At 69.2% G+C, this 26,886-nt stretch carries 18 protein-coding genes and 4 pseudogenes; 11 read left to right on the forward strand and 11 right to left on the reverse strand.

Going from position 1 to position 26,886, the window contains the following annotated elements; genetic code table 11:
• The 7 genes and pseudogenes from AOK09_RS25600 to AOK09_RS25630 all read left to right on the forward strand — a co-directional run.
• Positions 1-1,315, forward strand: a pseudogene (locus AOK09_RS25600) (IS1380 family transposase); the annotation flags it as partial.
• 242 nt (positions 1,316-1,557) lie between these two features.
• Positions 1,558-2,356: pseudogene (locus tag AOK09_RS38205) on the forward strand (IS5 family transposase).
• A 467-nt stretch (positions 2,357-2,823) separates the two neighbouring features.
• The gene (locus AOK09_RS25615) at positions 2,824-3,072 is read left to right on the forward strand and encodes an acyl carrier protein (protein ID WP_055589606.1); all 249 of its coding nucleotides are present in this window, start codon (positions 2,824-2,826) and stop codon (positions 3,070-3,072) included.
• Positions 3,073-3,362: 290 nt separating this feature from the next.
• Positions 3,363-4,754 carry a condensation domain-containing protein gene (locus tag AOK09_RS38210; protein ID WP_265736740.1) on the forward strand — a complete coding sequence of 464 codons (1,392 nt, stop codon included), beginning with the start codon at positions 3,363-3,365 and terminating at the stop codon, positions 4,752-4,754.
• A gap of 205 nt (positions 4,755-4,959) precedes the next feature.
• Positions 4,960-6,825: an ABC transporter ATP-binding protein gene (locus tag AOK09_RS25620; RefSeq protein ID WP_157876037.1), complete on the forward strand. Its 1,866-nt coding sequence runs from the start codon at positions 4,960-4,962 to the stop codon at positions 6,823-6,825.
• Complete coding sequence (locus AOK09_RS25625; RefSeq protein ID WP_055589608.1) at positions 6,822-8,642, forward strand: ABC transporter ATP-binding protein; 1,821 nt, start codon at positions 6,822-6,824, stop codon at positions 8,640-8,642. The genes AOK09_RS25620 and AOK09_RS25625 overlap by 4 nt, the downstream gene beginning before the upstream one ends.
• A 304-nt stretch (positions 8,643-8,946) precedes the next feature.
• Positions 8,947-9,918 carry an LnmK family bifunctional acyltransferase/decarboxylase gene (locus AOK09_RS25630; protein WP_055589609.1) on the forward strand — a complete coding sequence of 324 codons (972 nt, stop codon included), beginning with the start codon at positions 8,947-8,949 and terminating at the stop codon, positions 9,916-9,918.
• 39 nt (positions 9,919-9,957) lie between these two features.
• Here the strand turns inward: AOK09_RS25630 and AOK09_RS42470 are convergent.
• From AOK09_RS42470 to AOK09_RS25660, 7 genes and pseudogenes are all read right to left on the reverse strand, one after another.
• A pseudogene (locus tag AOK09_RS42470) lies at positions 9,958-10,155 on the reverse strand (integrase); the annotation flags it as partial.
• Positions 10,149-10,411: pseudogene (locus tag AOK09_RS43885) on the reverse strand (IS5 family transposase); the annotation flags it as partial. The pseudogenes AOK09_RS43885 and AOK09_RS42470, both read right to left, overlap by 7 nt.
• 381 nt (positions 10,412-10,792) lie before the next feature.
• On the reverse strand, positions 10,793-11,926 hold the full coding sequence (locus AOK09_RS25635; RefSeq protein WP_175609342.1) for an IS630 family transposase: 1,134 nt from the start codon (positions 11,924-11,926) through the stop codon (positions 10,793-10,795).
• 47 nt (positions 11,927-11,973) lie between these two features.
• Complete coding sequence (locus tag AOK09_RS25640) at positions 11,974-12,240, reverse strand: hypothetical protein (RefSeq protein WP_055589611.1); 267 nt, start codon at positions 12,238-12,240, stop codon at positions 11,974-11,976.
• Between the two features lie 243 nt (positions 12,241-12,483).
• Positions 12,484-13,728, reverse strand: a complete 1,245-nt coding sequence (locus tag AOK09_RS25645; protein ID WP_055589612.1) for an IS4 family transposase — start codon at positions 13,726-13,728, stop codon at positions 12,484-12,486.
• 813 nt (positions 13,729-14,541) lie between these two features.
• Positions 14,542-15,714, reverse strand: a complete 1,173-nt coding sequence (locus tag AOK09_RS25655) for a Gfo/Idh/MocA family protein (RefSeq protein WP_055589614.1) — start codon at positions 15,712-15,714, stop codon at positions 14,542-14,544.
• A gap of 838 nt (positions 15,715-16,552) precedes the next feature.
• Positions 16,553-17,353, reverse strand: a complete 801-nt coding sequence (locus AOK09_RS25660) for a DeoR/GlpR family DNA-binding transcription regulator (RefSeq protein ID WP_055589615.1) — start codon at positions 17,351-17,353, stop codon at positions 16,553-16,555.
• A 185-nt stretch (positions 17,354-17,538) separates the two neighbouring features.
• On the opposite strand from AOK09_RS25660, the gene AOK09_RS25665 reads away from it, so the two are divergent.
• Genes AOK09_RS25665 through AOK09_RS25680 form a run of 4 tightly spaced genes read left to right on the forward strand, consistent with a single transcriptional unit; the run spans position 17,539 to position 21,172 of the window.
• A complete protein-coding gene (locus tag AOK09_RS25665; RefSeq protein WP_055589616.1) occupies positions 17,539-18,423 on the forward strand; it encodes an SIS domain-containing protein in 885 nt (294 codons plus the stop codon).
• Between the two features lie 4 nt (positions 18,424-18,427).
• Entirely contained in the window at positions 18,428-19,351 is a 924-nt protein-coding gene (locus AOK09_RS25670) for an ROK family protein (RefSeq protein ID WP_055589617.1), read from the forward strand.
• Positions 19,348-20,256, forward strand: a complete 909-nt coding sequence (locus AOK09_RS25675; RefSeq protein WP_055589618.1) for a 1-phosphofructokinase family hexose kinase — start codon at positions 19,348-19,350, stop codon at positions 20,254-20,256. The genes AOK09_RS25670 and AOK09_RS25675 overlap by 4 nt, the downstream gene beginning before the upstream one ends.
• Positions 20,257-20,296: 40 nt before the next feature.
• Entirely contained in the window at positions 20,297-21,172 is an 876-nt protein-coding gene (locus AOK09_RS25680; RefSeq protein ID WP_055589619.1) for a class II fructose-bisphosphate aldolase, read from the forward strand.
• A 68-nt stretch (positions 21,173-21,240) separates the two neighbouring features.
• Here AOK09_RS25680 and AOK09_RS40425 read toward each other — a convergent pair whose 3' ends face one another.
• The 4 genes from AOK09_RS40425 to AOK09_RS25695 form a co-directional block, all read right to left on the reverse strand.
• Complete coding sequence (locus AOK09_RS40425; RefSeq protein WP_157876038.1) at positions 21,241-21,531, reverse strand: hypothetical protein; 291 nt, start codon at positions 21,529-21,531, stop codon at positions 21,241-21,243.
• A gap of 33 nt (positions 21,532-21,564) precedes the next feature.
• Positions 21,565-23,475, reverse strand: coding sequence for a DUF2264 domain-containing protein (locus AOK09_RS25685; RefSeq protein WP_055589620.1), 1,911 nt, complete (start codon positions 23,473-23,475; stop codon positions 21,565-21,567).
• A gap of 109 nt (positions 23,476-23,584) precedes the next feature.
• Positions 23,585-25,999 carry a polysaccharide lyase 8 family protein gene (locus AOK09_RS25690; RefSeq protein WP_055589621.1) on the reverse strand — a complete coding sequence of 805 codons (2,415 nt, stop codon included), beginning with the start codon at positions 25,997-25,999 and terminating at the stop codon, positions 23,585-23,587.
• 72 nt (positions 26,000-26,071) lie between these two features.
• Complete coding sequence (locus tag AOK09_RS25695) at positions 26,072-26,881, reverse strand: hypothetical protein (protein ID WP_055589622.1); 810 nt, start codon at positions 26,879-26,881, stop codon at positions 26,072-26,074.
• Positions 26,882-26,886 lie beyond the last annotated feature (5 nt).

Genomic DNA, 26,886 nt, shown 5'->3' on the forward strand with positions numbered 1-26,886 from the left:
TCTCGCCGACGCCACCACGCTGACCGGCGCGTTCACCGACGCGCTGCACAGGCTCCGACCGCGCGGCACCGGGCACGACCCCGGACGGATCGCGGTGGACCTGGCGGTGATGCTCGCCGACGGAGGCGAGGCCATCGCCGACCTGGCCCTGCTACGCGACCAGACAGAGGTCTTCGGTCCGGTCGCCTCCACCCCGACCGCCTGGCGTCTGCTGGCCGGCATCGACCCGGCCGCACTCGCCCGCCTGCGCTCGGCGAGGGCCGCCGCCCGGGAAGTCGCCTGGCTGCAGGCCGCCGAGACCACCGGCGGCATACCCGCGGCCCGCGCCGGCGGGCGTGACCTGCCCGGCCTGGTCCTGGACCTCGACGCCACACTCGTCACCTGCCACTCCGAGAAGGAACAGGCCGCCGCGACCTACAAGCGCGGCTTTGGCTACCACCCGCTGCTGTGCTTCCTGGACAACACCGGAGAGGCCCTGGCCGGAGTGCTCAGGCCGGGCAACGCCGGCGCCAACACCGCCGCCGACCACATCACCGTCCTGGACCAGGCCCTCGCGCAGATCCCCGACGCCCACCGCCACGGCACCCCCGTCCTCATCCGCGCCGACAGTGCAGGAGGAGCCAAGGCGTTCCTGGCTCACCTGCGTGACCTGCGCACACGCGGCATCCAGACGTCCTTCTCCGTCGGATACGCCGTCACCGAAGCGGTCCGTCGCGCGATCCGAGCCTTGCCCGACCGCGTCTGGCACCCCGCGTTGGAACAGGACGGCTCCCTACGCGAAGGGGCGGAGGTCGCCGAGCTGACCGGCCTGGTCGACCTGTCCGGCTACCCCGACGGCACGCAGGTCATCGTCCGCCGCGAACGTCCGCACCCCGGCGCCCAGCTGTCCCTGTTCGACCTGGACGAGGGCATGCGCCACCAGGTCTTCCTCACCGACACCCCTCACGGCGACGGCTCCCTGCAGCACCTGGAGGTCCGCCACCGCGCCCACGCCCGCGTCGAGGACCGCATCCGCTGCGGCAAGACCACCGGCTTCGGCCGCTTCCCCTCCCGCCACTTCCACGTCAACGCCGCCTGGCTCGAGCTGGCCCTGACCGCCGTCGACCTGCTCGCCTGAGCCCGAGTCCTGCTGCTGGACGGCGAACTGGCATACGCCGAGCCGAAGAAGCTCCGCTACCGGCTGCTGCACGCAGCCGCCCGCCTCACCCGCGGCGGCCGCCGCCTCCACCTGCGGATCTCCGCCACCTGGCCCTGGCGCCGCGAACTCGTCAACGCATTCGCCCGCCTCACAGCACTGCCGCGGCCGGCCACCTGACCGGCAGCACCATCCCTGCCCACCCACGACCCGAGGAACCGGAGCACCCGACCCGAGCGTCGGGCCCCAGCCACGCCCTCCCGGCGACCAGCAGGCAAGCCCACCGGTCCATCGCCGTCAGCCCAGCTCAGCCATCCGAAGTGAAACGTGCAGGCTAGAGCCCGTAACGCGATCTTGCGAATCGGTGTCGGTGGGCCGTGACCGGCTGGGCTTTGAGCCGTTCGTGGAAGCGTGAGCCGTGGATCGTGGACGACGAGCTGTGGTCTCTGATCGAGCCGATCCTGCCGCCGTGGCCGGAGCGGGCACCGGGTCCCCGCCCGGTTGACGATCGCCGCTGTCTGCAAGGCATCCTGTTCGTGCTGTATACCGGGATCACCTGGCAGCAGTTGCCGCTGGAGCTGGGCTTCGGCTCCGGGCAGACCTGCTGGCAGCGACTGAACCGGTGGTAGGAAGCCGGCGTTCGACGAGTTGAACCGCCTGCTGCTGGCCGAGTTGAACGCGGCCGGTGGGCTGGAGGGGTCCCGGGCCTGCGTGGACGCCTCCCACATCCGCGCGAAAAGGGGGGTGCGGCGACGGGCCCCTCGCCGGTCGACCGCCGCAAGACCGGCAGCAAACACCACCTGGTCACCGACGGCCGCGGTATCCCGCTCAAGGTGATCACCACGGGTGGGAACATCCCCGACGTCACGCAGACCCTCGCCCTGGTCGACGGCATCCCGCCCGTCGCCGCCCGTCGCCGGCCGGGCGGGACGACCACGCCGCCGCCCCGACGCACTGCTCGGCGACAAGGGCTACGACAGCAACCCCAACCGCCGCGAACTCAGGCGGCGCGTCATCCTCCCCGTGATCTCCCGGCGCGGAGAACCCGACATCCACCACCTGGGCACACTGCGCTACGTCATCGAGCAGACCTTCGCGCTCCTCCACCAGTTCAAGCGCTTGGCCGTCTGCTGGGAACGCCGCCTGGACCTGCACAACGCCCTCGTCTCACTTGGCTGCGCGATCATCTGCTGGCGTCGGCTGAAGAAGCGCACCCAGTGATCGCGTTACGAGCTCTTATCAAACAAATCGGACATCCGGGTCAGTTGCAGTCGTAAATAGATAAGGGGGCGTCAACTCGTCACGGGGCAGTGAGCTCGCATTCGTACACCTCCTTGACAAACTCCGAGTGATGGCTTGATGATCGATTCGCCAAAGACTGGGACGAGCATTCCAGATGCTGAGATGCGAGGGTGGGTCGCCCGCGAACGATGTATGAGTGCTCGGCGCTGGCCCACGGATCGTGCAGGCCGGTCGTATCCCGGGTCGAAGTCGTAGGAGATGGACGATTCACTGGGCGGCAATCGGTGCACTCAACGACGAAGTGTGACGGGAAGTGGACCGAATCATTTTCAGAGGGCGGGCCCCGGGGCGGAGTCGAGGGTACCCGACCTGCTTTCCGAGGATCTTGAAACGTCAGCAAAGCGGTCCCGCCGCGAACTCCTCCAACTCGCTAAAGGAGAACCTCTATGACCATCGACGAAAAGGTGACCGAAATAATTGACTCCTTTGTTTCCCAGGGGATGACCGCAGGCCGGGTCGAGTACACTGATGAATCAACACTCGTCGGGGACTTGGGATTCGACTCACTCGTCTTCGTTACGTTTGTGGCCGCCATCGAGGACTCCCTGGGAATCGTCGTGCCGGATGAGGACTTCTCTATTAAGCGGTTCGCAACAGTCGGCGTGGTTCGCGCCTACATAAAGGCCAAGATGTGACTGGTGTGAGGGGAAGCAGGGTGCTGCCTCGATTCCTGAAATCGAGGCAGCCAGGGCGTGCAGCAGTTGAAACTGGGCAGGCGCGTCACCATCCAGGAACGCCGTCGTTCATCCCTGAATGGCGCCCGACTGTCCGGCCTGGCTACACCCCAGGGCCGGCGGCTGGCTCCATCGACTGCTGATTGGCCCGGAGCGGGCGGCTGCGGTACTCGTCTGAGATCGGCGGGGTCGGCCGCGGCGGGGCCGAGAGGTGCCGATTTCCTTGTCTGCAAGCGATTGCTGGAGAAATGATGTCAACGGTCCCAGAGCGAGACGATATTCTGCCCCTCATGCCTAGCCAGGCATGGTTCCTGAAAGGCCATCAGTACGATCTGCTGAACCCTAATCGATGGAACCTTCGCAGGGTCATCTTCCTGCCGGACGGGTGCAGTGAAAAACTGGCCAGATCGGCGGTGGAGTTTGTTTGGCGAGCGCATGACGCTCTGCGGGTTACATTTTGTCGAAGCGGGAACGATTGGGCGCAGCGCATCTCCGGAGACTCCGATAATCCACCGTTTCGAGTGGTCGATGTTTCGCGTGTCGAGGCAGACAGGCAGCCGGATGCAGTTGGCAGGATCGAGGAACAGCTACATAACACTTTGAACATAGAAACCGGTCCACTGGTTCGGTTCATGTATGTTCACGGAGGGGTCGGTTCGCCTCCGCGCCTCATCATTGCCGTGCATCATCTCGTCTGTGACCTGCATTCAATGGACTTGATTGTTTCGGATATCGATCATTTCTTGGACTGCGCTCAGCTGGGCAGGGAGCCGAGGCTCCCGCGTTCCTTGCCCTACGGTGAAGCGGTGCTGGCTTTGGCTGATTATGCGCGGTCGGCTACGTTGCGGGCAGAACTTGACTACTGGCTGTCAAGGCCCTGGGCGGATGTTGTTGATCTGCCCAGGGATCGGCCGGATTACAGTGGTGAACCTTTTCGTCAGTTGACTTCTCTGTACGTTAAATCCGGACCACGCGACACGCGCGCCGTCACCTCCAGAGAGGGAATTCAGCCGGTCCATGTTGTGCTGGGCGTTGTGGCCGATGCCATTACAGCGTGGGCCAATGGGCCGGTCTGTGTAGAGATGCTGTGGCACGGTCGGCAGGTGACACGCGGATCTGACGGTCCGCCTGTACTGTCACCCCGTGTTTGGCGCACGGTCGGATGGTTCGCCACGTCCGGACTGGCTGTGATCCCGCCGCGGGGATCTCTTGACCCGGACACTTATCTGGAAAATCTTAGTGAGAGCCTGGAATCAGTTCCTAACCAAGGGATCGGGCCGGCGCTTCTCCGCGGTATGGCTCTGAGGAGTCACGATGTCGACGCAGCCAACCGGATGTTCGCCAGGCGCACATTCCAATTTGGCTATTTTAGTTCGGCCAACCAGCGGCGCATGAATCTTCTCAAGGTGGTACGTCCATCAGGTGGTGCGGTCCCCCTTGAGGGCGATGTCCTGGAGCCGCGCCTGCCGATGAACGTACGAGCGAGGATACGTCCGGATGCCCTGAAGTTTTGGCTGGAATATGATTCAGGGATTCACTTCGAATCGACGGTGGCGAAGGTTGCTGAGTCGATTCTGGGAACTCTCTCAGATTATGCAGAGTTCGTTGATGTCCCAACCGATGATGTCATGGATCCAGCCTAGTCGACTGACGTCCGGCTGCCGTATCGAACGGCGATGGCGCCATTATTCCAGTCGCACTGAGCGTCTTACCGGCGTCGGCCGTCATCGGCTGCTGGTCGAGCAGCGGGCCCCATGTCAAGTGCCACCTGCTGGCAGCGGGTTAATGCCAAAAATCGCAGGGTCAGATGAGCAAGTAATACGGGATCTTTTGAGGTGATCTGTCGCGGTGGCGTCTTCTCTTCGCATACGCGGGTTTCTCAGCCGAAGGCTGCGGCTGTTCACGCTGCTTCGCGCGGCGGGGCGCGGGGTCGTGGTGGCGCTGGTGCTGATCGGCCTCGTGCAGTGTCTGATGCCGGCGGCGTTGGCGTTGGCGCTCTCCGAGACGGTTGGTGGTTTGCGGTCGCTGTCGTCGGGCTCGGGGGCGGCGTGGCTCGGGTTCGCGGCGTTCGTCCTGGTGATCACGGCGAGCCATGTCCTGAGCGCCTTCATTCAGCCGCTGCAGCAGTTGGCGAAGGAGCGGGTCGACGGCGCGCACCGGGAGCGAGTGGTGCGTCGCGTTCTGTCGGCAGCGACGCTGGACGCGGTCGAGGCGGGTGAGGTTCAGGACGCGATCCGGCTGGCCGCCGCGGAGCCGCAGAACTGGACGGAGAAGACACCCGGCGACGGGGCCGTCTCCCAGTTGCAGATGCTGTTCCTCTACGTCACGGGCGTCGCGTCGTGTGTGGTGGTGGCGGTGCACTGGGCGTGGCTGGTGCCGGTGCTGGTGGTGCCCGCGCTGCTGCAGCGGTTCCTGCGGCGCCGGGCGTGGCTGGAGCTGAACCGGATCTGGGCGGGGCGGGCCGACCGGGGTCGGCGGGCGGAGTACTGGCGGGGCATGTTGACCTCCCCGGCGACCGGCAAGGAGGTGCGGCTGTTCCGGCTGGGTGAGCACGTCATCGGAAGGGTACGCGGTCATGTGCTGGACCAGCTGGCGCCTGTGTGGCGGTATAGCCTGCGGATTCCCCTGTGGCAGTCCTGGGGGTTCGGGCTTACGGCGGTTCCGCTGGCCCTGGCGTACGGCTGGGCGGCGACGCAGGTGATTCACGGTCATGCGTCGCTGGCGGCGGAGGCGGCGGTGCTGAGTGCCGCCGCGTCGGTCTACGCGCTGGGCGGCATAGCGGACGCGTTCGGCATCGAGGGCGCCCGGCCTGGTCTGGCGGCGCTGGACCTGCTCGACGACCGCCTGAGCCCCGGCCTGTCGGACGCGCCCGACCCGTCCGACGGAGCGGAGGCCGAGGTGGCGGACGGCGCTCCGCTGGTGGAGCTGCGCGACGTCACCTACCGGTACCCGCGGAGTGAACAAGCGGTGCTGGACGGTGTCTCGCTGACGATCGCCCCCGGTGAGCGGGTCGGCATTGTGGGCCTGAACGGCGCCGGCAAGTCGACGCTGATCAAGGTGCTCACCGGGCTGTACGAGCCGGACGGCGGCACGCTGCTGGTGAACGATGCCCCGGTGACCCGCGCTGGCGGCGGTCTGGAGCGTTGGCGGTCCCGGGTCTCTGTGCTGTTCCAGGACTTCGTGCGGTACCAGCTGCCGGCCGAGGAGAACATCGCGCTGGGCCGGCCCGGCGTACCGGACCGGGAGCTGGTGACGGCCGCCACACATGGCGCGGGCGTCGACGCCTTCCTGGCGGGGTTGCCGAACGGCGTGGAGACGCCGCTGTCGCGGGGCCTCACCGGGGGTGTGGATCTGTCCGGCGGCCAGTGGCAGCAGGTGGCGCTGGCGCGCGTGCTGTACGCGGCTGAGCGCGGCGCCGGGCTGCTGGTGCTGGACGAGCCGACGGCGCATCTGGACGTCCGCAGCGAGCAGGAGTTGTTCGAGCGCCTGCTGGCACGGCCGCGGTCGGCGTCGGTGGTACTGGTGTCGCACCGGCTGGCGACGATGCGGAAGGTGGACCGGATCGTCATGCTGCACGGGGGGCGGATCACGGAATCCGGCTCCCACGAGGAACTGATGCGGTTGGACGGGCGGTACGCGGAGATGTTCCGCATCCAGGCGCGGCGATTCCAGGAGGGGTTCGACGACCGCGCCAAGGAGGGCGAGCTGGTATGACGACCAAGGGACTGTCTGTTCTCGGCAACTACGCGTGGCTGTGGCGGCGCATGTTGGGGATGTGCTGGCGGCGCCACCCGGTGCTGTCGAGCGCGACACTGGCCGTACGGCTGATCGGTGTGGCCGCGTTCGTCGGCTCCGGCCTGGGCATGCGCGCCGTGATCGCCGACTCGCAGCTCGGCGTGCTCGGCGACGCGGTCGCCGCGGCGGTGGCTACCGCCGTCGCCTACGCCGCCAACTCGGTCGTCGGCCTCATCGCCATGAACCTGCGGATGCAGGTGGTGGAGCGGGTCGGCCTGATCGCGGTCGACGGTGAGATCCTGGGCGACATCGCCCGCGTCGACAGCATCGACCACCTGGAGCTCCCCGAGTTCCTCGACCGTGTCGAACTGCTGCGCGGGGCCTCGGCCAGGCTGGTGGACGTGGCCTGGGCAGGGCTCGAGGCCGTGCTCAACGTCCTGCAGCTGGCGCTGGCCATGCTCGTCCTGGGCACCGTCAGCCCGTGGCTGCTGCTCCTGCTGGTGATCGGGGCGGTGCCGCTGTGGTTCGACGGGCGGGGCCGTGCCGTGACCGTCCGCGCGGAGAAGGCCACCAGCGAGGACCTGCGGCTGCAGCGCCACCTGTTCGAGACGGCCACCCGACCCGGTACGCACAAGGAGGTGCGCGTCGCCGGCGTGGGCGAGCAGTTGGTGGAGCGCCAGGTGGCGCTGCGCGAGAGCGTGCAGGTGCGGCGCTTCCGCGCCCGCATGGTGGCCGCGTGCTGGCAGGCGGGCGGCTGGCTGGTGTTCACCGCCGGCTTCGCGGGCGGACTGGCGTACCTGATCGCCCTGGCGGTCGACGGACGGATCGGCGCCGGCGACGTGGTGCTGGCGGTGACCGTCGCAAGCAACCTGCGCAACGCCATCGCTGCCGCCGTCACCCGCAGCACCGACGTTGCACGCAGCGGCACCCTGCTGGAGCCCTACCTGTGGCTTCGGGACTACGCCGAGACACACACCGTCCCCACGGGCGACCGGAAGGACGTCCCGTCCCGTCTCACCAACGACATCCGGCTGGAAGGACTCGGTTTCACCTACGCCGGCAGCAACCGCCCCGCCGTCCGCGACGCGGACCTCGTCCTGCCCGCAGGCAGCGTCATCGCCATCGTCGGCGAGTACGGCTCCGGCAAGACCACCCTGGCCAAACTGCTCTGCAAGTTCCACGAGCCGACCGCCGGACGGATCACCATTGACGGCGCCGACCTGGCCGACCTCGACACCGACCGCTGGTGGGGCTCCATCAGCGGTACCTTCCAGGACTTCGGCCGCTACCACACTACCGTCCGCGACGGCATCGGCTTCGGCGACCTCGACCACCGCGACGACGACGAACGGATCGCCCGGGCCGTCGAGGAAGCCGACGCCTCCGCGCTGATCACCCGGATGCCGCAGGGACTCGACACCCCGCTCGGCGTCGACGCTGGCGGCATCGACCTCTCCGAGGGGCAGTGGCAGAAACTCGCCCTCGCCCGCTCCTGCATGCGCCGCGAACCGCTGCTGTTCCTGCTCGACGAACCCACCGCCTCCCTGGACGCCCCCAGCGAACAGGCGATCTTCGAGCACTTCATGCGCCGCGCCCGCGACGGAGCCGCCCGCAACGGCGCCGTCACCGTCGTCATCAGCCACCGCTTCTCCACGGTGTCCGAGGCCGACCTGATCATCGTCATGGCAGATGGCCGCATCGCGGAACACGGCACCCACACCGAACTCCTCGCCTCCGGCTCCCTCTACGCCCAGCTCTACGACATCACCCGCACCTCCTACTCCGCCACCCACTGATAGAACTCGGCCAGGACTGTTGCCCGTGACCTGCGGCGAGGGTCTACGCGATTTAGAAGTCATCTCATTTGGCGAGTCAGCGGTAGCAGATGAGAGTGGCGGCGATGCCGACGAGCGCGCGGTCGCGAGCGTCATCCCTGGCTAGTCTAAATGAATCCTGTGACCTATGATCATCTCCGACTGTTCCTGGACTGACCCTCTGCAAGGGGTGGCGGTCGGGTGTCGGATGATTGTGACGACTGTGACATCTGTGGGAGGGCCCATGCGAGAGCGAGCGTATGAAGACCGTGCGGTCGGAGCGCGGATGAGCCCGACTACGCTTGACGATATCTCGGCGCTCGATGGCGCGGACACCTTGACGAGGCGGGTGACCGTGTCGCCGGCGATGTGCGGCGCCGGTTCACTCATCTTTGCCCAAATGGGCGACTGGACCTGGGAAGCGGTTAATGCCGCTTGCGGAACAAACGTCTACAAGGCGCGTAGTGCGGCCGGGCTGCCCGCCTACCTGTCGTTCTATTACTTTAGAGTGAGTAGTAGCGGTCGATTGCATCCGCACGGTCTCACCTTCGGTGACGAGCTCGACGTGACGTCGCGGGTGTTCGACGTTGGCAGTCAGTCGGCGCCGCTCACCGTACACCGCATTTCTCGGGCCGACGAGGTGGCACAGCCCGGGCTGTTGGAGGCGGTCGAGGTATTTGAGCAGCCCCGGCCTGACTGTATTTATGTCGAGAACTTCAACCGTTGGATCGTACGAAGCGATCCCGACTCGAATGTGGGCCTTGTTGCCGCTTCGCCAGTCGGCTACCAACACAAGCACCTACCGCGATTGCCCGCAACCTATTTGCCGAGGATAGCCGCTGGAAGTGCCAGGAAGAACCAGACCTTCTTCCCCTCCGGACTTCCGGGATTCTCCCCGGCGGCTCCGCCGTTCACGACAATCTATGAATTGGATGTTGTGAGAGATTTGAACGGCGTAGGGCTGCTTTACTTCGCCTCCTATTTCTCGATCGCCGATACCGCCTTGTTGCGCGCCTGGCGCGCGATGGGTCGGGAAGACAGGAAGTTCCTCGACCGCACCGTGCTCGATTACCGGCTTGGTATGTTTGGGAATGCTGATCTCGATTCCGTTTTTAATATCACGGTACGAATCTGGCAGGACGAACGCGAGGCCGGGCATGAACTTGCGGACATCGTAATAAGCGAGCAGGGTACTGAGCGGATCCTGGGCGTCGTAGGAATCCGAACGCTGCTGAACAGTAAGCATTCACGAGGCTGACGCTGACGTTGTAGGTGCCGAGAACCACGTCCGCGCTGGTCACGCGGCATGTTGGCACTCATGGAGAATGCCGCCGAGGCGGTCGCGTCTGCGAACGTCGAGGTGGACGAGTTGGTCCGATTCGAGCGGTTCCGGGAGTGGGCGTAGGGGAGCGGCGCCTGCGAGGGTTCGGTGGGGGCGGTGTTGGTTGTGGAAGGTCTCGTATTCGCGCAGGGCGTGTAGCAGGTGGGATTGATGGCGGCGATCAGCACGGCGCTTCATACCGCACGGCCAGCTTCTCGTATCGCGTGGCCACGGCGCGGTGCCTCTTCAGGCGGTTGATCCAGCACTCCACCGCGTGGCGCTCGCGGTAGTCGATCTTGTCGAACTCCGGTGGTCTGCCGCCGCGGAAGCCGCGCTTCTTCCGGTTGCGGATCTGGTCGGTCTTCTCGGGGATGGTGCAGCCAATGCCGCGTCTGCGCAGGTAGGCGCGGTTCGCCCGGGAGCCGTACGCCTAATAGGCATCAAGGTCGGAGCTTCCCGACCGTGGCAGGGGTCGGGCGAGACGTCTGATCTGTATGCCGCGCTTCGAGCGCTTCGACAAGAGGGACGCGTGTGCGGCCCCTGCCGCTTGGGACTCGGCCGCCGTAGCGTGCCGTGGTTCGAGCCGTTCCCAGGGCCACCTCTTGATCAGCCGGAGCCGTGGAGCTCTTCACGAGAGCGAGGACCCTGAGAACAGCTGGGGCCACGAACGGCTGATGGGGTGGTGCGCCAGCGAGCGCTTCTATTAGGTCGCCGAGTGGTCCTGCCGCGGCTCGACGCCGACGGACATCGGAGCATCGAAAAGAGGCGGGCATGCACGTGACCTGCGGAATCGACTGGGCCTAGTGCTGCATCAGGCAACGTTCGCCCTGCTGACGACCTCGCATAGGCGCTCGTCATGGGCGTGCTTGTTTCGCCAGATGATGTAGCGGCGGATCATGCTGCCCTGCTCCTTGTGGCTGGCGTGGTCGGTGCCGTCGAGGGTGAAGTAGCGCAGGGCGGTGAACTGGGCCTCGATGCGGTTGAGCCAGGAGCTGTTGGTCGGGGTGTAGGCGATCTCGACGTTGTTGGCCTCGGCCCAGTCGGCCACCCGACGGCAGCGCTTGGTGGTCAGGTGTGGGGAGTAGTTGTCGCAGACGATGGCGATGCGTATGTCGGCCGGGTGGAGGCTGCGCAGGTAGCGGCAGAACTCCAGGAACCTCGTCCGGTTCTTGGTCTTCTTGATGTGGCCGTAGAGTTTGTCCTTGCCTAGGTCGTAGGCGGCGAACAGGTGTCGCACGCCGTGCGGGCGGGTGTAGGTCGCCCGCCGCCTCGGCCGGGGTTCACGGTCGGGGTCCTTGTGCTTGCCTCCTCGTTCGGCCCACTGCCGCCCGGGGTGGGGCTGGAGGTTGAGCGGCCCGAACTCGTCCATGCAGAAGACGACTTCGGGCTCACCGGGCTCGGGTATGACCTCGCCGTCCGCGATCGCGTAGAGGTGTTCGACCCGGGCCTTCTTCGCCTCGTAGTCCGGGTCGCGGGAGACCTTCCAGGTCTTCACGCGTTGAAAGGAGACGCCCTCCTCGCGGAGCAGGACCCGCAGGCCCTCGTGGCTGATGTCGTCGACCACCCCCTCGGCGACCAGGAAGTCGGCCAGCTTGGCCAGGCTCCAGGTCGAGAAGGGCAGACCGTGCTCGGCCGGCTTGGACTTGGCGATCTTCTTGATCTCACGCCGCTCGGGCAGGGTGAAGGTTCTCGGCCGTCCGCCCTTGTACTTCGGGTAGAGCGCCTCGAAGCCGTCGGTGTTGAAGTCGTGGATCACATCGCGCACCTGGTCCGGGCTTGTGAACGTCACCTCGGCGATCTTCGCCACCGGCATGCCCTGCGCGGACAGCAACACCATCTGGGCGCGCCGCCACGTCACCACCGAGCCGGTGCCTCTGCGGATGATCCGCAGCAACCGCCGACCCTCGTCGTCATTGATCTCACGAACCCGCACCCGTTCAGCCATGCGCATAGCCTGGCAGCGACCGGAACCAGCAGACGGCTTCAACTGCGTCACATCGTCCGGCGTTTCCTCAGTTCGGCAAGCCATGCGTGCACCTGCTCGTCGTCGTGCAGGTAGCCGCCGCTCTCGTCCGCAGGAAGATCGATTCCGTAGAGGAGGCTCAGCGCCCACCAGGACACGTCGTCCCAATCGAGCTTGTCGACGGTCACCCATCGCCCGGCCCAGCGGTCGACCTCATCCCGGGTCAACCGACCCTCGACAAGTGCAACGAAGCGGTCTTCGATCTCATCAAGAGTCGGTTGGCGGCTGGCGTCCATGCCCTGACCGTACAGGCAGGGCAAACGTTGGCTGATGCGGCACTAGGTCCAATACCGGTGATTTAGGTTGATTTCCGGCTTGTTGAGCTGGCTCTGGTTGGCCCGACGAGCTGGACCGTTGGGGTGTCCGGTGGTGGCGGGTTGTGGTGTTCGGCGCGTTTGAGGGCCCAGTTGGACATCTTGCGTTTGATCACGCGGGGGTTGGCCCGCAACCGCCGTGCAGGCAGCAGGCGTTCGGTGATCTCACGCAGGCTCTGGGCGGTCGCCCGGGTGAGTCGGGAGGGGGGAAAGCGCCGCCTGCCCGGTGACGTGGCGGCGGACGATGCGAAGGGTGCGGGTGAAGGAGAGCCGGTCCGGGTCGTGCCCGCCCTTGAGGGCGGCCTGGTGCATCAGGTCCCGCAGCGCGTGGTGGACCAGCAGGAACGCGAAGATCTCCTGCTCGACCCCGCGCGGGTGTTGTGAACGCAGCACGAGCCCGGGTCCGCCCTGATGGGTCTTGATCTCATCGAGGGTGTTCTCGATCTCCCACCGCTGGGCATAGAGGGCCGCAAGCTCCGCGGCCGGCGCCTGAGCCGGGTCGAGGATGGTGGTGATCAGTCGGTAGACGGTGCTGTCACCGCCGCTGTGGCTGCCAAGCGTGTACTCGATCACCCGCACCCGCTCCGGGTCCGCGCGCCGGTAGTTGTCCCGCGCGGCAACGATCTCGGACAGGTAGGAGCCGTCGGCGAGGGTTTCCAGGACTGGCAGCACGATCACGCTCCGCACCCGCCACAGCAGGTCGGCGCCGCCCACCTTCGCGGCCCGCCACAGGTCGAAACCGCAAAACCCCCGGTCCGCCAGGACGAGCATGCCCGTGACCAGGGCGGGAAACAGCCGCTCGGCCAGGACGGTCTCGTGGACCGTGAGCGGGCCGACCTCGGCCGCGAACACGGCGTGGGTACCGCACTCGGCCAAGGCTGCGACCCTCGCCTGCGGATAGGCACTACGACCCTGCCCGCGGCTGGTTCCCGGGCGCCCGAAGAACTCGGCGTTCGCCACTGTGTCGGGGGTGTCGAAGACGGTGCCGTCCACGGCGACCAGCCGCCACCGTCGGTACCAGGCGCCCTGCGTCTGGGCGACCGCAACCGGACGGCAGACCCGGGCGAACAGGGCCCGCAAGGGCTCTGGGCCCAACCGCAGCCTGGCCCGTCCGATCGCCGCCGTGGTGGGCACACGCCAGGCCTTCGCCCAGCGACCCTCCCGTTCCAGGCCCTGGACCAGGAGCCGGGCCACCTCTTCGTAGCCCTGCCCGAAGAACAGGCACATCGCCAGGACGAAATACACCACCACCCGTGCCGGCAGCAGCCGAGCCCGCTGCTCGACCCGCCCGCACTCCGCGACCACTTCGTCCACCAGCTCCGGCGGAAACGCTCGCGTCAGCACCCCCAACGCGATCCGATCCGAAAACCGATCAACCCCTGACGACTTCAACTGACCCGGCCTTGGCACACCACACCCAACGAACAGAACCCCGCCTGATTGTGAGGAAAGCGGTGTCGGCTACTTGGACTGTAGCTTGAACGCCGCCGCGATGGTCGAGGATGGAGTCCGCCCTTTTCGTCCGACTGAGCGGATCGGTGTCGGTGCCCCGTCTCGGCGGGGTATCGCGACAACCAGGGCAGCGCTCCGTGATCGACTGCGGACGGCTCCACCGAACTGCACGAGTTCCGCGACCATCTGATGACGTTCCACAGTCCGTCAGGGGTCGCGGTGGTTCCCGACCGGTACGTGGTGCGACGGGCTGTTCCGGACGATCCGAGCACGTTGGAATGCTGGCTTGAGGCTGCGACGGCACAGGGGGACGGGCGACGGACGAAGGACCCGTCCCCGTCGGATGCCCGAGAGGAAGCGATCAGCCGGATATTCACCCGATATGACCCCGGTGGCCAGGTCGACATGAATCTCAGCTACGCCGGGAACGGGGGGACGGTACCTCCTCTGTCAAGCCGTGCTCGCGGACCTGGAGGCCTCGGGACTCCTGGTGTCACGGCCGGAACTGCTCAGCCTCCGCTCAGGTGACCGGCGGCCGTGCTGTGCTGGCCGCCGGGTGCCGGGCGCCTCAGTGAGGAGGACCAGGCCTGGGTCGACGCCTTCTTCGCCCCACGTCGCCGGATCAACCGTATGCATGCCGCGGTCAATCTGCCGTGCTCGCCCCGCCCGACCGTTCTGAACCGTTATGGAGAACGCGTGGTCGGCGCCATAAGGTGCACCTTCTTCTCCGGCTGGTGAGGAGGAGCGCAGGGACTCGGGCGGTTCGACCGCTCAGCGGACCTGGCCGCGGGCGAAGTAGGCGATCAGCTCGGGGTCGAGCGGCGGTACGTCGTACGGAGTGCCGCTCTCGCGCAGTGAGCGGGTGGCGAGGGCGCCGGCGGCGACGCTCATCCGGGCGGCGACCGGGGAGGTGTCGGTGGTGCCGCCCTCGCGGACGAAGCGGCAGAACTCCGCCATGATCCGTGTGTCGCCGCCGCCGTGGCTGCCGTCGGCGTCGGGGACGCGGTAGGTGATGTCGGCGTCGGCGCGGTAGCCGCTGGGGCCGGTGTTCCATAGCTTGACCAGGTCGCCTGGGCTGTCGCCGAAGTTCTCCAGCCGACCCTCGGTGCCGATCACGGTGTAGTTGCGCCAGTAGTCCGGGGTGAAGTGGCACTGCTGGTAGGCGGCGATGACGCCGTTGTCCAACTGCATGTTCATCACCGACACGTCCTCGACGTCGACGATGTGGTGCAGGTCGCGGCGGGCGGTCGGCGGCCAGTCGAAGTCCCGCAGCCAACCCTCCGGGCGGGGGGTGCCCGGCTCGCGGCGCGGCAGGTCGCCGTAGACCAGGAGGTCGCCGAGGGCGTTGACGCGGCGGGTGTAGCCGCCGGCAAGCCAGTGCAGCACGTCGATGTCGTGAGCGGCCTTCTGCAGCAGCAGTCCCGTGGTGCGGCGGCGGTCCGCGTGCCAGTCCTTGAAGTAGTAGTCACCGCCGTAGCCGACGAAGTGGCGCACCCACACCGCCTTGACCTCGCCGATGTCGCCGCGGGCGATGATGTCGCGCATCAGGCGCACGACGCCCATGTGGCGCATGTTGTGGCCGACGTACAGGCGGGTTCCGGTCTCGTACGCGGTCCGCAGGATGGTGTCGCAGCTCTCGACGGTGATGCCGAGCGGCTTCTCCACGAAGACCGGTTTACCGACGCGCAGCGCGTCGCAGGCGATGACCTCGTGGGTGTCGTCCGGGGTCGCCACGATGACTGCGTCGAGGTCGGCGCGCTCCAGCAGCACCTTGTGGTCCTCGACGGCGACGTGGGTGCCGAAGCGTTCGGCCTCGCGCTTGCGCACGTCCGGGTCGAGGTCGGCGATTGCGGCGATCACCGAGCCGTGGCCCGGGCGGTGGGCCGCGGCGGCGATGCTTCGGCGCAGGCCGAGCCCGACCGCACCGATGCGGAGGTCTGACACGTGAAGCAGTCCTTTCGGACGAGGAGTGGGATTGCGGCGTCAGGCGATGGCAACCGACGGCCGCTGGCCGGGCGTCAGGCAGGAGGAGGGCGTGGCGTAGGCCAGTGGCAGGCCCGCGTTCCAGGGGCTGCGAATGACGTTCTGCACAGTCGCCCTTGCGTCTCGTGCCATTGCGCCTCGCGACTCGATCGCCGAACGTCCAGGCCGGACGGGTGCCGCCGGCGGATCCAGCGGGTCTTCAGGCGGTGGGGGGACCGCGGCCCGTGTGTCCGTCCATGCCCAGGTCGTGGGCTGGACCGACCGCTTCTTCGGGCCTGACGGCAGGTAGCGCTCAGGTGCCCAGGGCTGCGGCACCGGCCTTTGGGCGCATGAGGCCGGTGCGTCCGCTGTCGACACGTGCACCTCCAGGCGTGGTGGGCAATCGTGCACCGCCGCGGGACGGGAGACAGCTCCGCGGTGCGGTCCCGTCGGTTGCCCGACGACAGCCCACATGGTTCATCACGTGGCGTCTCCTTGGCAAGTGTTGTGCATTTCCTGGCCCTAACGAGCATTCTCAAGCAACTGAGTGAGGAGGCCGGTCGTATGACGCGCCTTGCACCGGAACGCTGCTGCCCAATCGGCAGCGTCGGCGGAGGCCTTGCTAGGCCGCTGTCCACGCGCCACACTGCTCGGCACTGCTCGGTTGAGCACTCCATAGAGCGTCGAACAACATCGCCGATCAAAAAGGTGCATCACATGACCTCCGGTCCACCCGGGACGGCCGTCCGCCGACGCGTCCGCACCGTGATCAAGAGCGGGGCGGACCGACCTCCTGTCGGGGTCGGCCCCGCCCGGCGCGTCAGACGGCGACGACCGTGATGCCGCCGTCGCGCAGGCGGTCGGAGACGTCGGAGGGGATGCCGGTGTCGGTCACCAGCACATCGATCCGCCCGAGGTCGCACACCCGGGCGAAGGCCCGCTTGCCGATCTTCGAGGAGTCGGCTGCCACGACCACGCGCTGGGCCCGCTCGGCCAGCAGCCGGTTGATGGCGGCCTCGCCCTCGTGGTGGACGTAGGCGCCGCGTCCGATGTCGATCGCGTTGACCCCCAGCACGGCGACGTCCAGGGTGATCTCCTCCAGGACTCCGCTGGCCAGGGGCCCGGTGAGCTCGTAGGACTGAGGGCGGGCGACGCCGCCGGTGACGACGATCTTGATCTGCGGCCGGATGACGAGCTCGTTCGCGATGTTGAGGGCGTTGGTCACCACGGTGAGGGCCGGCAGCCCGCCGCTCGCGGCAGCGGTGTCGCCTACGATGTCGGCGCGCACCGACAGGGCGCGGCCCACCTCGGTGATGGTGGTGCCCCCCGTCAGCCCCACCACCTCACCGACGGACACCAGGTCCGCTACGGCGCGGCCGATGCGCTGCTTCTCCGGGGCGTGTCGCGCCGTCTTGTAACGCAACGGCAGCTCGTAGGAGACCCCGTGTGCGACCGCGCCGCCCCGGGTGCGGGTGAGCATGTGCTGCTCGGCGAGCTGGTCGAGGTCGCGGCGGATCGTTGCGGCGGAGACGTCAAGTGCGGCCGCGGCCTCGTCGACCTCCACGCGACCGTTCTGCGCGACCAGCTCCAGCAGTGTGTTCCACCGGGCATCCCTGGACACGGGCTCTCTCCTCATGCATGAGCGGTGTTGATCTCTACGGCTGCATAAGAGCAGGCATTGAACAGGCGCAAGCGTGACACATTGCGCCGATCGGTCGCAGTCGGCTCTGGGCGTGCTTGAAATTGATTGGAGAACGCGTGTAGCGTGCGAAATCGAGCATAGACCTCACAGTTTGGAGCATAGGCATGACATTCGTGGACACCGAGATCGCAAGCCAGCCGGAGTGCTGGCAGCGCGCAGCAGACCTGGCCGCCGAGGGGGGCGCGGCTCTGCCCGACCCCGGTGAACGGATCGCCGTGGTGGGCTGCGGCACCTCCTACTACATGGCGCAGTCCTATGCGGCGCTGCGCGAAGGCACAGGCCAGGGCGAGTCGGACGCCTTCGCGGCCTCCGAGTTCCCGCTGGACCGGCCGTACGACCGGGTGCTCGCCCTCACCCGCTCCGGCACCACCACCGAGGTGCTGGAACTGCTCGGCCGCCTCGACGGCACCACCCGCACCACCGCCGTCACCGCCGACCCCGACACCCCGGTGATGTCGGCCGCCGACGACGTGGTCGTCCTGGACTTCGCCGACGAGCAGTCGGTGGTGCAGACCCGGTTCGCCACCACCGCGCTCACCCTCTTCCGCGCCCACCTCGGCCTGCACACCGACAACGTGGTCGAGGACGCGCGGACCGCGCTGGCCGAGCCGCTGTCGCAGGATCTGGTGGACGCCACCCAGATCGCCTTCCTCGGCCGCGGCTGGACGGTCGGCCTGGCCAACGAGGCGGCGCTCAAGATGAAGGAGGCGTCGCTGTCCTGGACGGAGTCCTACCCCGCGATGGAGTACCGCCACGGCCCCATCAGCATCGCCACCACCGGCACCGCGACCTGGATGTTCGGTCCCGCCCCCGCCGGCCTCGCCGAGCAGGTGCGCGCCACCGGCGCCCACTGGGCCGAGAGCCCCCTGGACCCGCTGGCCGACCTGGTCCGCGTCCAGCGTCTCGCGGTCGCCCGCGCGGCCGCCCGGGGCCTCGATCCCGACCGGCCGCGTCATCTGACGCGCTCGGTGGTCCTCGCGGACGCCTAGCGCCATGGCCTACCTGATAGCCCTGGACGTCGGCGGGACGGGCATCAAGGCGGCCCTGCTCGACGCCACCGGCCGCGCCATGGAGCAGTACTGGCGCCCCACGGGTCGGGAGCAGGGGCCGGACGCCGTGGTGCGCCGGATCGTCACCTTCACCGAAGAACTGCAGCGGCAGGCCGCGGGGGCAGGTATGCCTGCCTCGGCCGTGGGTCTCGCCGTCCCCGGCATCGTCGACGCGCCCGCCGGCGTCGGCATCCGCTCCACGACCATCGGCTGGCGGGACATCCCCTTCGGAGAACTGGTCCGGGAGCGGACCGGCCTCCCGGTTGCTCTCAGCCATGACGTCCGCGCCGGGGGAGTGGCCGAGGCCCGTCTGGGAGCCGGCCGTGCCCACCGCTGGTTCCTGTTCGTCGCCGTCGGGACCGGCATCGCGGCGGCCCTGGTCAGCGACGGCCGGGCGGTGCCGGGAGCCCAACACCGCGCCGGGGAGATCGGCCACATCCCGGTACGGCCGGGTGGGGAGGAATGTGTGTGCGGCGGCGCCGGATGTGCCGAGGCCTATGCGTCCGCAGCTGCCGTGGCGCGGCGGCACACCGCCCTCACCGGCACGCACTCCGAGGCCTCACAGGTCGCCCGGCTCGCAGCCGCGGGCGACGTGGCGGCGGGCGGGGTGTGGGACGAGGCGGTCACCGCCCTGGCCGATGCGCTGCTCATCGCCTGCGCCGTTGTGGACCCGCCGCTGATCGTCCTCGGCGGCGGACTCGCGGAGTCCGGCGAACTGCTGCTCGCCCCCCTGCGGGCCCGCATGGCCGAACGGGCCACCGTCCAGCATCCCCCCCTGCTCGCCCGCGCCCAGCTGGGCGACCGGGCGGGCTGTCTGGGGGCGGGCCTGCTGGCAGCCGACCTGACCAAAGGGGGAATCCGCCGGTGATCGTCACCCTGACGCCCAACCCGGCGCTCGACATCACCTACACCGTCCCCGGCTTCCGCCCGCACGCCACCCACCGGGTGGCCGAGGTATGCGCGCAGGCGGGAGGCAAGGGCGTCAACGTCGCCAGGGTGCTGCACACCCTGGACCGTCCGGCGATGGCGGTGCTCCCCCTGGGCGGACGCACCGGAGCCGAGATTGCCCACGACCTCGCCGCCTGCGGAATCCCGTACGCCGGCGTGCCGATCGACGGAGAGACCCGCCGCACGGTCGCCGTTGTCGACGGCACCGACACCACCATGCTCAACGAGCCGGGCCCGGAGGTGGACGGGCGGCAATGGGCCGCCGTGCACCAGCGGGTGCGGGAACTGCTGCCGTACACTGCCGTGCTGGTCGTCTCCGGCAGCCTGCCCCGGGGGTTGTCCGAGGACGCCTGCGCTGCGCTGATCCGGCTCGCCCGCGGGCGTGGCGTACCCGTGGTCCTCGACGCGGACGGCCCGGTGCTGGCCGCAGGGCTGAGCGCGCGGCCCACCGTGGTCAAGCCCAACGCTGCCGAACTGGCCGCGGCCACCGGCATCGAGGACCCTGTCCGGGCCGCGGTCGCCCTGCTGGCCGCCGGAGCCCAGGCGGTGGTCGCCTCGCTGGGCCCCGACGGACTGCTGGCGGTCACCCCGGACGGCAGCTGGCGGGCCCGCCCGCCGCAGCACCTCGCCGGCAACACCGCCGGCGCCGGCGACGCCGTGGTCGCCGCCCTCGCCGTCGGCCTCGCCGACGGCACGTCCTGGCCTGATGTGCTCGCCGACGCGGTCGCGCTCTCCGCTGCGACCGTCCTGGCACCGCGCGCCGGGGTGTTCGTCCCCGAGGCGTACCGGCGGTTCGCCGCGCTCGCCTGCGCCACCCGTGTCTGATCCCTGCCCGCCTGCTTTCCCGGCTCCCCCGGAGAGACTCATGCCCCTCGCAGCCACCGGCGTCCTGGTCGCCGCCGCAGCCGCCGAACACCGCGCTGTCGCTGCGTTCAACATCATCACCCTGGAGCACGCCGAAGCGGTCGTCGCGGGCGCCGAGCTCTCGGGCACCCCGGTGATCCTCCAGATCAGCGAGAACGCCGTGGCCTTCCACAACGGCTGCCTGGCCCCGCTCGCCCGCGCCGCCGCCGAGACCGCACAGCTGGCCGGTGTGCCGGTAGCCCTCCACCTGGACCATGTGCAGAGCACCCGGCTGCTCCACCAGGCGGCGGACTGCGGGTTCAGTTCGGTGATGTACGACGCCTCCGGCCTGCCGTACGAGGAGAACCTGGCCGCCACCCGCGCCGCCGCGCAGTGGGCCCACCGACACGGGCTCTGGGTGGAGGCGGAGCTCGGCCGGGTCGGGGGCAAGGGCGGCGGGGCCCCGCTCGGCGCCCACGCGCCGGGCGCCCGGACCGACCCCGGCGAGGCCCGCGCGTTCGTCGCCGCCACCGGTGTGGACGCCCTCGCCGTGGCGATCGGCAGCTCCCACGCGATGACCTCCCGTACGGCCCGCCTCGACCACGGCCTGCTGGAGCGGCTGCGCGCAGCCCTGGACCTGCCGCTGGTCCTCCACGGCTCCTCCGGGTTGCCCGACGCCGAACTTCGGGCGGCCGTCAACGGCGGGATCGCGAAGATCAACATCGGAACCGCCCTCAACACCTCGATGACCGGTGCCATCCGGGGCCATCTCGCCGAGCGCCCGCACGCTGTGGACCCTCGCGACTATCTCGCGCCGGCCCGCAGCGCGATGAGCCGAACGGTCGCCGCCTACATCACCACCCTGAACGGCGCCGCCGAGGAGGTGCCCGCGGGCTGAGGTTTGATCGGCGCCCGCACGTCGCGTCGCTCTGGGGCATGGTCGGGACGGCTGTCACCAGCCGCATCTCAGCCCGACTCGGGCTCCGCGGGGCGATCGCGCCGGCCGGTCTCCTGGTCGCCGCAGGATTCGCCGCACTTGCGGCGGCACTCCACCCAACTCCAAGTCGTCTGCACCGCGGCGTCTTCGGCTTCGGGTTCGGTGTACTGCTCGCCGCCATGGCGGCACTCGTCGCGGAAGCGGCCCCGGCTGGCTCGAAGGGCATCGCAGCCGGGATCTGCAACACCGTCCGGGTGCTCGGCGGAGCCGTCATGGGCGGCGTCCTGTCGGTTGTCCTCGGAAGCACGGTGCTGGCGCACGCCGAGGTCGGCGGTGTGCCGGTGGCGCCCGAATCAGGAGCGGAGCACCGTACCGTCGGGGAACCGCACGGTCACGGTGCGATCCCCCTCACCGCTGAGACCCTCGGCCCCGTCGAGCGAGACGGTCACGGCCTCACGGATCTCCTGGGGGTGCACGGCGTCGCCTGAAAGGACGATGAGGCTGACATGGATGCTGCTCCCACCCGGGTGTGCGGTGCGCCGCAGGAAAGGCACGGCGGAGTGCGGCCCGTAGGCGTTCGCCTCGATGTCGCGGTCCACCGCAGCGGTCTCGTCCCAGCCGTACAGGCCGATGGCCGCGCTGGTCAGACCGTCGCTGCGGCGGGCGAGGGCCCAGCACGGGCCGGTGGCGGTGACAGGCTGCTGCCGGCAGCCGAGCGCATGGCCGCCCTCGCGCACGGTGATGCCGACCGGTGCCTCGACGCGGTGGACCCGGATCTCCCACGGTCCGTGGAGCAGCGAGGTGGTTTCGATGCGGTAGTCGGTGTCGTCCCCGGGGACCCGGGCGGTGTGCCAGGAGGCGGCTCGGCGGTCGTCGACGGCAATCGGATGGATGCGGGTGCGGCGGCTCGCAGTGCCGTCGGCGCAGACGAGGGCGATGTGGTTGTCCACAGCGCGGGCCCAGGCGTGCGGAGCACTCTGCGGGGCCGTGTGAGTCGAGTAGGCGAGCTTGGCGTAGTGCGGGTCGTCGTCGGCCTTCGCGGGCTCGGGGGGGTTGTGGTCGCTGCCGTGGTTGACCAGGCGCACGATGCCGTCGTGGCGGGTGCCGTGCAGAAGCCAGCCCGGCACGGGCAGGGCGGTGTACTGGTCGGCCGTCTCGACGGGCAGCGGCTCCTCCCGCGCCGTCCAGACGTCGTGGTCGGGAGGCAGCAGCAGTCCGAGGAAGGCTTTGCTCGCCCAGTACGGGGAGGCGGGTCCGGAGTAGGGCTGGGTACTGGGGAGAAAGGTGTCGTACCAGCCGAGGGTCAGAAGTCCTCGCTCGTCCGGGACGCCGCGTTCGGTGAAGTGCCTGACAGCACCCGAGGCCAGACGGCGGCTCAGCCCCGGTGGGTACGGGGTCGCACCGGTGAGCGCGCCCAGCCAGATCGGAGCCGTGGCCGCGTATCGGTAGCTCAGTGAGCGGCCCTGGTGAACGGGGGCGCCGTCACCGCCGAAGAAGTGGACATAGGAGCCGAGGAACGCGTTGAGGCGCTCCTGGTAGACCTTGGCGCGATCGCCGGACTCCTCGCCTGCGATCCTGGCCCACAGCAGCGGGTAGAGGTGCAGGGCCCAGCCGTTGTAGTAGTCGAAGTTGCGGCCGTCGCCGTCGGTGTACCAGCCGTCGCCGACGTACCAGTCCTCGAGCCGGTCCAGGCCGCCGTCGATGTCGGCCTGGGAGTACGGGGCGCCGACGGAGGCCAGGAACTGTTCGGAGACGACCTGGAAGAGGCGCCAGTTGTTGTCCCAGGTGCGGTGTCCGACGAAGCCGGAGAGCCAGTCGACGACCCGCTCCTTGGCCCCGGGGTCGAGACGGTCCCAGATCCATGGCCGGGTCTCGTGCAGGCCGATGGCGATCGAGGCAGCCTCGACCATCTGCTGTGAGCAGTCGGTGAGCTTCGGCCAGGCCTCCCCGGAGGCCGGATCGGTGCCGGCCGCCAGGCCCGCGGCGTACCGCTCGATCAGCCGCGGGTCGACCTGGCCGCCCGCGCCGGCGATCCGGAAGGCCGCCAGCAGGAAGGTCCGCGCATAGCCCTCCAGGCCGTCGCAGACCACTCCGGACCAGCTTGTCCGTCCCGGCAGCCGGTACTGCGCGAATCCGGGACTCCCGTGCGGCGCCACGCCTGCGAGCAGCACGTCGGCGAGGGCTTCCCAGTGGGCACGCGTCCACCCGGTGCGCGGCGAGAGCAGCCGGTCGGTCGGCGGAAGCTGCAGATACGGTGCGGTCATGCGGTGTCCCATTCCTCGGCGGTGGGCTCGGGCCTGCTGGGTGCGCGGTCCGAGGGGGAGAACCGGGGTTTCCCCCGGCTTTCCGTCGGGTCGGAGGGCTGGTCGCCGTTCAGCCGGAGTTGCTGAGCCTGGCGGTGTGGGTGTGGCCGTGCGAGCCGGAGACGCGGACGGTGATCACGGGCCGGCGGCCGGTGGTCACCGTCACCGTGTCGTCGGCGCCGGCCACGCCGTCCGCGGGCCAGGGCAGCTGGAAGGTGAGCGTGGTCGCCGTCCGGCCCGGGTCGGCGACGGCCACGGAGATCCCTTCGTCGCGGCGCTGGATCAGGATCGTACCGGGCCCGTCGGAGGTGATCCCCCCGGCGCTTCCCGCCGTCCAGAAGTGCGCTGCCGTCAGGCCGAGCCGCGGGGCGTGTACGGCCTGGGCCTTGGGGGTGTTGGCCTCGATGCGTACCGGCCGGGAGGCCGCCCAGGCTGCGGTGTGTGCCGCGTCGAGGCCCGGCAGCAGTACATAGGCGTAGTCCGCGCTGCTCGGCGAGAGGCCGTGGTCGAGCCAGAGCGTGGCGTAGCGGCGGGTCAGCGACTCGGGCGTGCCCCCGGTGTCGGCCCCGATGTTGATGTCGTGCCAGGAGCCGGTGCGTTCCTCGCGGAGTGCGCGTACGTCGGCCCCTTCGGGGAAGACGTACCCGCCGACTCCGTCCAGGTGCGCCCAGTGGATGCCGGGCAGCGTTGCGCTCCATCCGAGATCCGCCGGCTGGGCCTGCCCGTCGACGGTGAGTGTGTTGCTGCCCGCGGCATGCAGATTGCGGTTCTCGACGACCGTCTCGACGGTGCGGCCGTCGGCTGCCGTGATGCCTGCGCCGAGCGCGATCACCGCGTCGTCGAGGAAGAACCACGCCTTGCGGGCCTGCAGCGTGCTTCCCTCCGCCATCAGCTCCATCGCGGCAGCGCCGTAGCGGCCGCCCAGGACAGCGCCGCCCGCCACGGCGTTCCTGGGCGTGTGGGTGCTCGTGCCGCTGCCGCTGCCGAGGTCCGCGCGCGGCCGGGTGTCCACGGTGGTTCCCGGCAGCCGGTAGGCGTTGACGGTGGGCCAGAAGCTGTCCGAGAACTGGGTGCGGTCCTCGTCGTATAGGTAGGTCATGCCGTCGCCGGTGTACCAGCCGTGCAGGTTCTCGCCGTTGCCGGCCTCGTAGGCGGCGATGCGCTGGGACGACAGGCTCAGCGCCAGGGTCCACCCGGTGCCGCGGTGCACGACCCGGTCCATGTCGGCGAAGACCGTGTGGCCGGTGAGGGCGGGGGCCGCGGTGATCGCAGGGTCGGCGAGCACGGCGGCGGCCCGCTTCAGTGCCGGGATGCCGGTCAGCGACTTGTAGGGGGTGTCGGTGTTGCGCTCGATCCAGCCCTTGGCGATCGCGCGCCACCGGTCGGCGTACTCCGGCGGGGCGCCGGCTGCCAGCAGCAGCACGTTGCTCGTGGTCCCCGCGCCGGTGTCGAAGTCCCGCTCGCCTTCCCGGGATATCGCCCGGCCGCGGACCGCGTCCATCATCAGCCCGTCGACGGTGACCGCGGCGAAGCTGCGCTCGACGGCTTCGTAGACCACCGAGATGCCGCTGTCGGTGATCTGCCAGTCGGAGTCGGCGAGCAGCGCCACCAGATAGGCGACCCGGCTGAGCAGCACGTTGCCATAGGTGCCGGTGTAGGCGACGTTGCCGTGCTGGACGTACGAGCCGTCGCGGTAGAAGCCGTCGCCGGAGGTGACATAGGCGAACAGGCTGTACTTTCCGGCGTCGCGGGTGTCGGACAGCCCGTCGCGGGCGAGGGCCAGCTTGTCGGCGCTGCGGCCGACGATGCCGCGCAGGGCGACGATCGCGGCCTTGTCCGCGCGGTTGGCACCGGTCTCGGCGAGCGAGGGGCTGTTGGTACGGCGGTCGGGGTCGGCGCAGAACCGGTCGACGACCGCGCAGTAGGCGGCGATCCGCTCGGCGGGGATGCGGTCGTACAGCAGGACGCACAGGTCCATCAGACTGCGCGCGGCGCCGATCTCCCAGTACCACCAGTTGCCCGACTCGTACTTGGTGGGGTTGTAGGCGCGGTCGTTGAGGAAGGCCAGCGCGTCGGTGAGCGCGGTGGCCACCGTCTCGTCGCCGTACAGCGCGGCGCCGGGCGTGGCCCACGCCGTCGCCAGGGTGAGCAGCCGGCCGTAGCTGAGGCTGAAGTTGGCGGCCGCCGTGACGGGCGCGAGGTCCGGCCACAGGGCGGTGCGTCCGGCGGTGCGGTCCAGGGTTGCCCACTGCGCCGCGGCGGCGGCGTCGAGGGTGGCCAGCGCGTCGGCGAAGACCGGGTCGGCGGGGTCGATGGAGCCGCCGGTGGTGAGCTCGGCGGCACGGGCGCGCAGCAGGTCGAACGGGTCGGTCCCGGCGGGGGTGGTTGCGGCCTGTGCTGCTCCCGCTCCCGTGGTCAGCGGCAGCAGCAGGGCGCCGACGCCGGCGGCGAGCAGGGTACGCCTGCGGAGGAGGTACCGGTCCATGGTGCGTCCAATCCGGGGGTGGGCAGCCGCCGGCTGCCGGGGGGAGGCCCGGCAGCCGGCGGTGAGGGGTGGTCAGCCGGCGCTCGGCTGGTAGGAGTCGCCGGTCACCGTGACCTGCTGCCCCTTGTCGGTGGTGACCGAGGTGGTGCTGAGGCAGCTGCCGGAGGCGGGGTCGGTGACGGTGGGCAGGCTGCCGGTGTAGTCGACGCCGAGTTCGGTGCCGACCGGCCTGCCGTAGGTCACGGTGACCTGTTGGCTGCAGCCCGCGGTGAGGTACGGCTCGATGAAGCCCTGGTCGGAGGCCTTGAACCGGCCCGAGGCGGCGGGCAGGCCGAAGCTGCCGATGTGGGCGACCGGAGCGCCGGTCGCGGTCTCGACGACGTCTCCCGTCATCAGCTGGGTGGTGTCGCCGGAGACGTAGTCCCGTTGCAGGACGAGCGAGTACATGGTGCCCGGGGTGTAGGCGAACCGCACCGAGCAGCTCACCCCCGCGCCGCCGTCGGCTCCGTATTGGCAGTTGGCGTCCGTCGTGGTGGCGTTGGCGTTGAACGAGCTGAAGACCGCCTGCAGCGTGTGGTTGCCGTTGGCGTCCAGCGGTTCGGGCTGGAAGCCCGCGTACGGCCGGGTGCCGCTCTCCAGGGTGGTGTAGTAGGCGAAGTAGATGCCGGCGGCGTCCGGCGCCGCGTCCACGGACAGCGGGAGCGTCAGCGTGGTGACGGGGGTGGGCGCGCCGGTGGTCCAGTGCGACGTCGGGGTCGACGCCCAGGACTGTCCGGCCACGCCCAGGCTGAGCAGGGCGGTTGCTCCGATGACCGTGCCGGAGCGCGCGAGCCGCCGCAGGGACGGGCGGGCGGTACGGCGTGCGTGGGGTGTCGCATTCATGCCGG

This window comes from Peterkaempfera griseoplana (assembly GCF_001418575.1).
In the GTDB taxonomy this organism is placed as follows: Bacteria; Actinomycetota; Actinomycetes; order Streptomycetales; family Streptomycetaceae; genus Peterkaempfera; species Peterkaempfera griseoplana.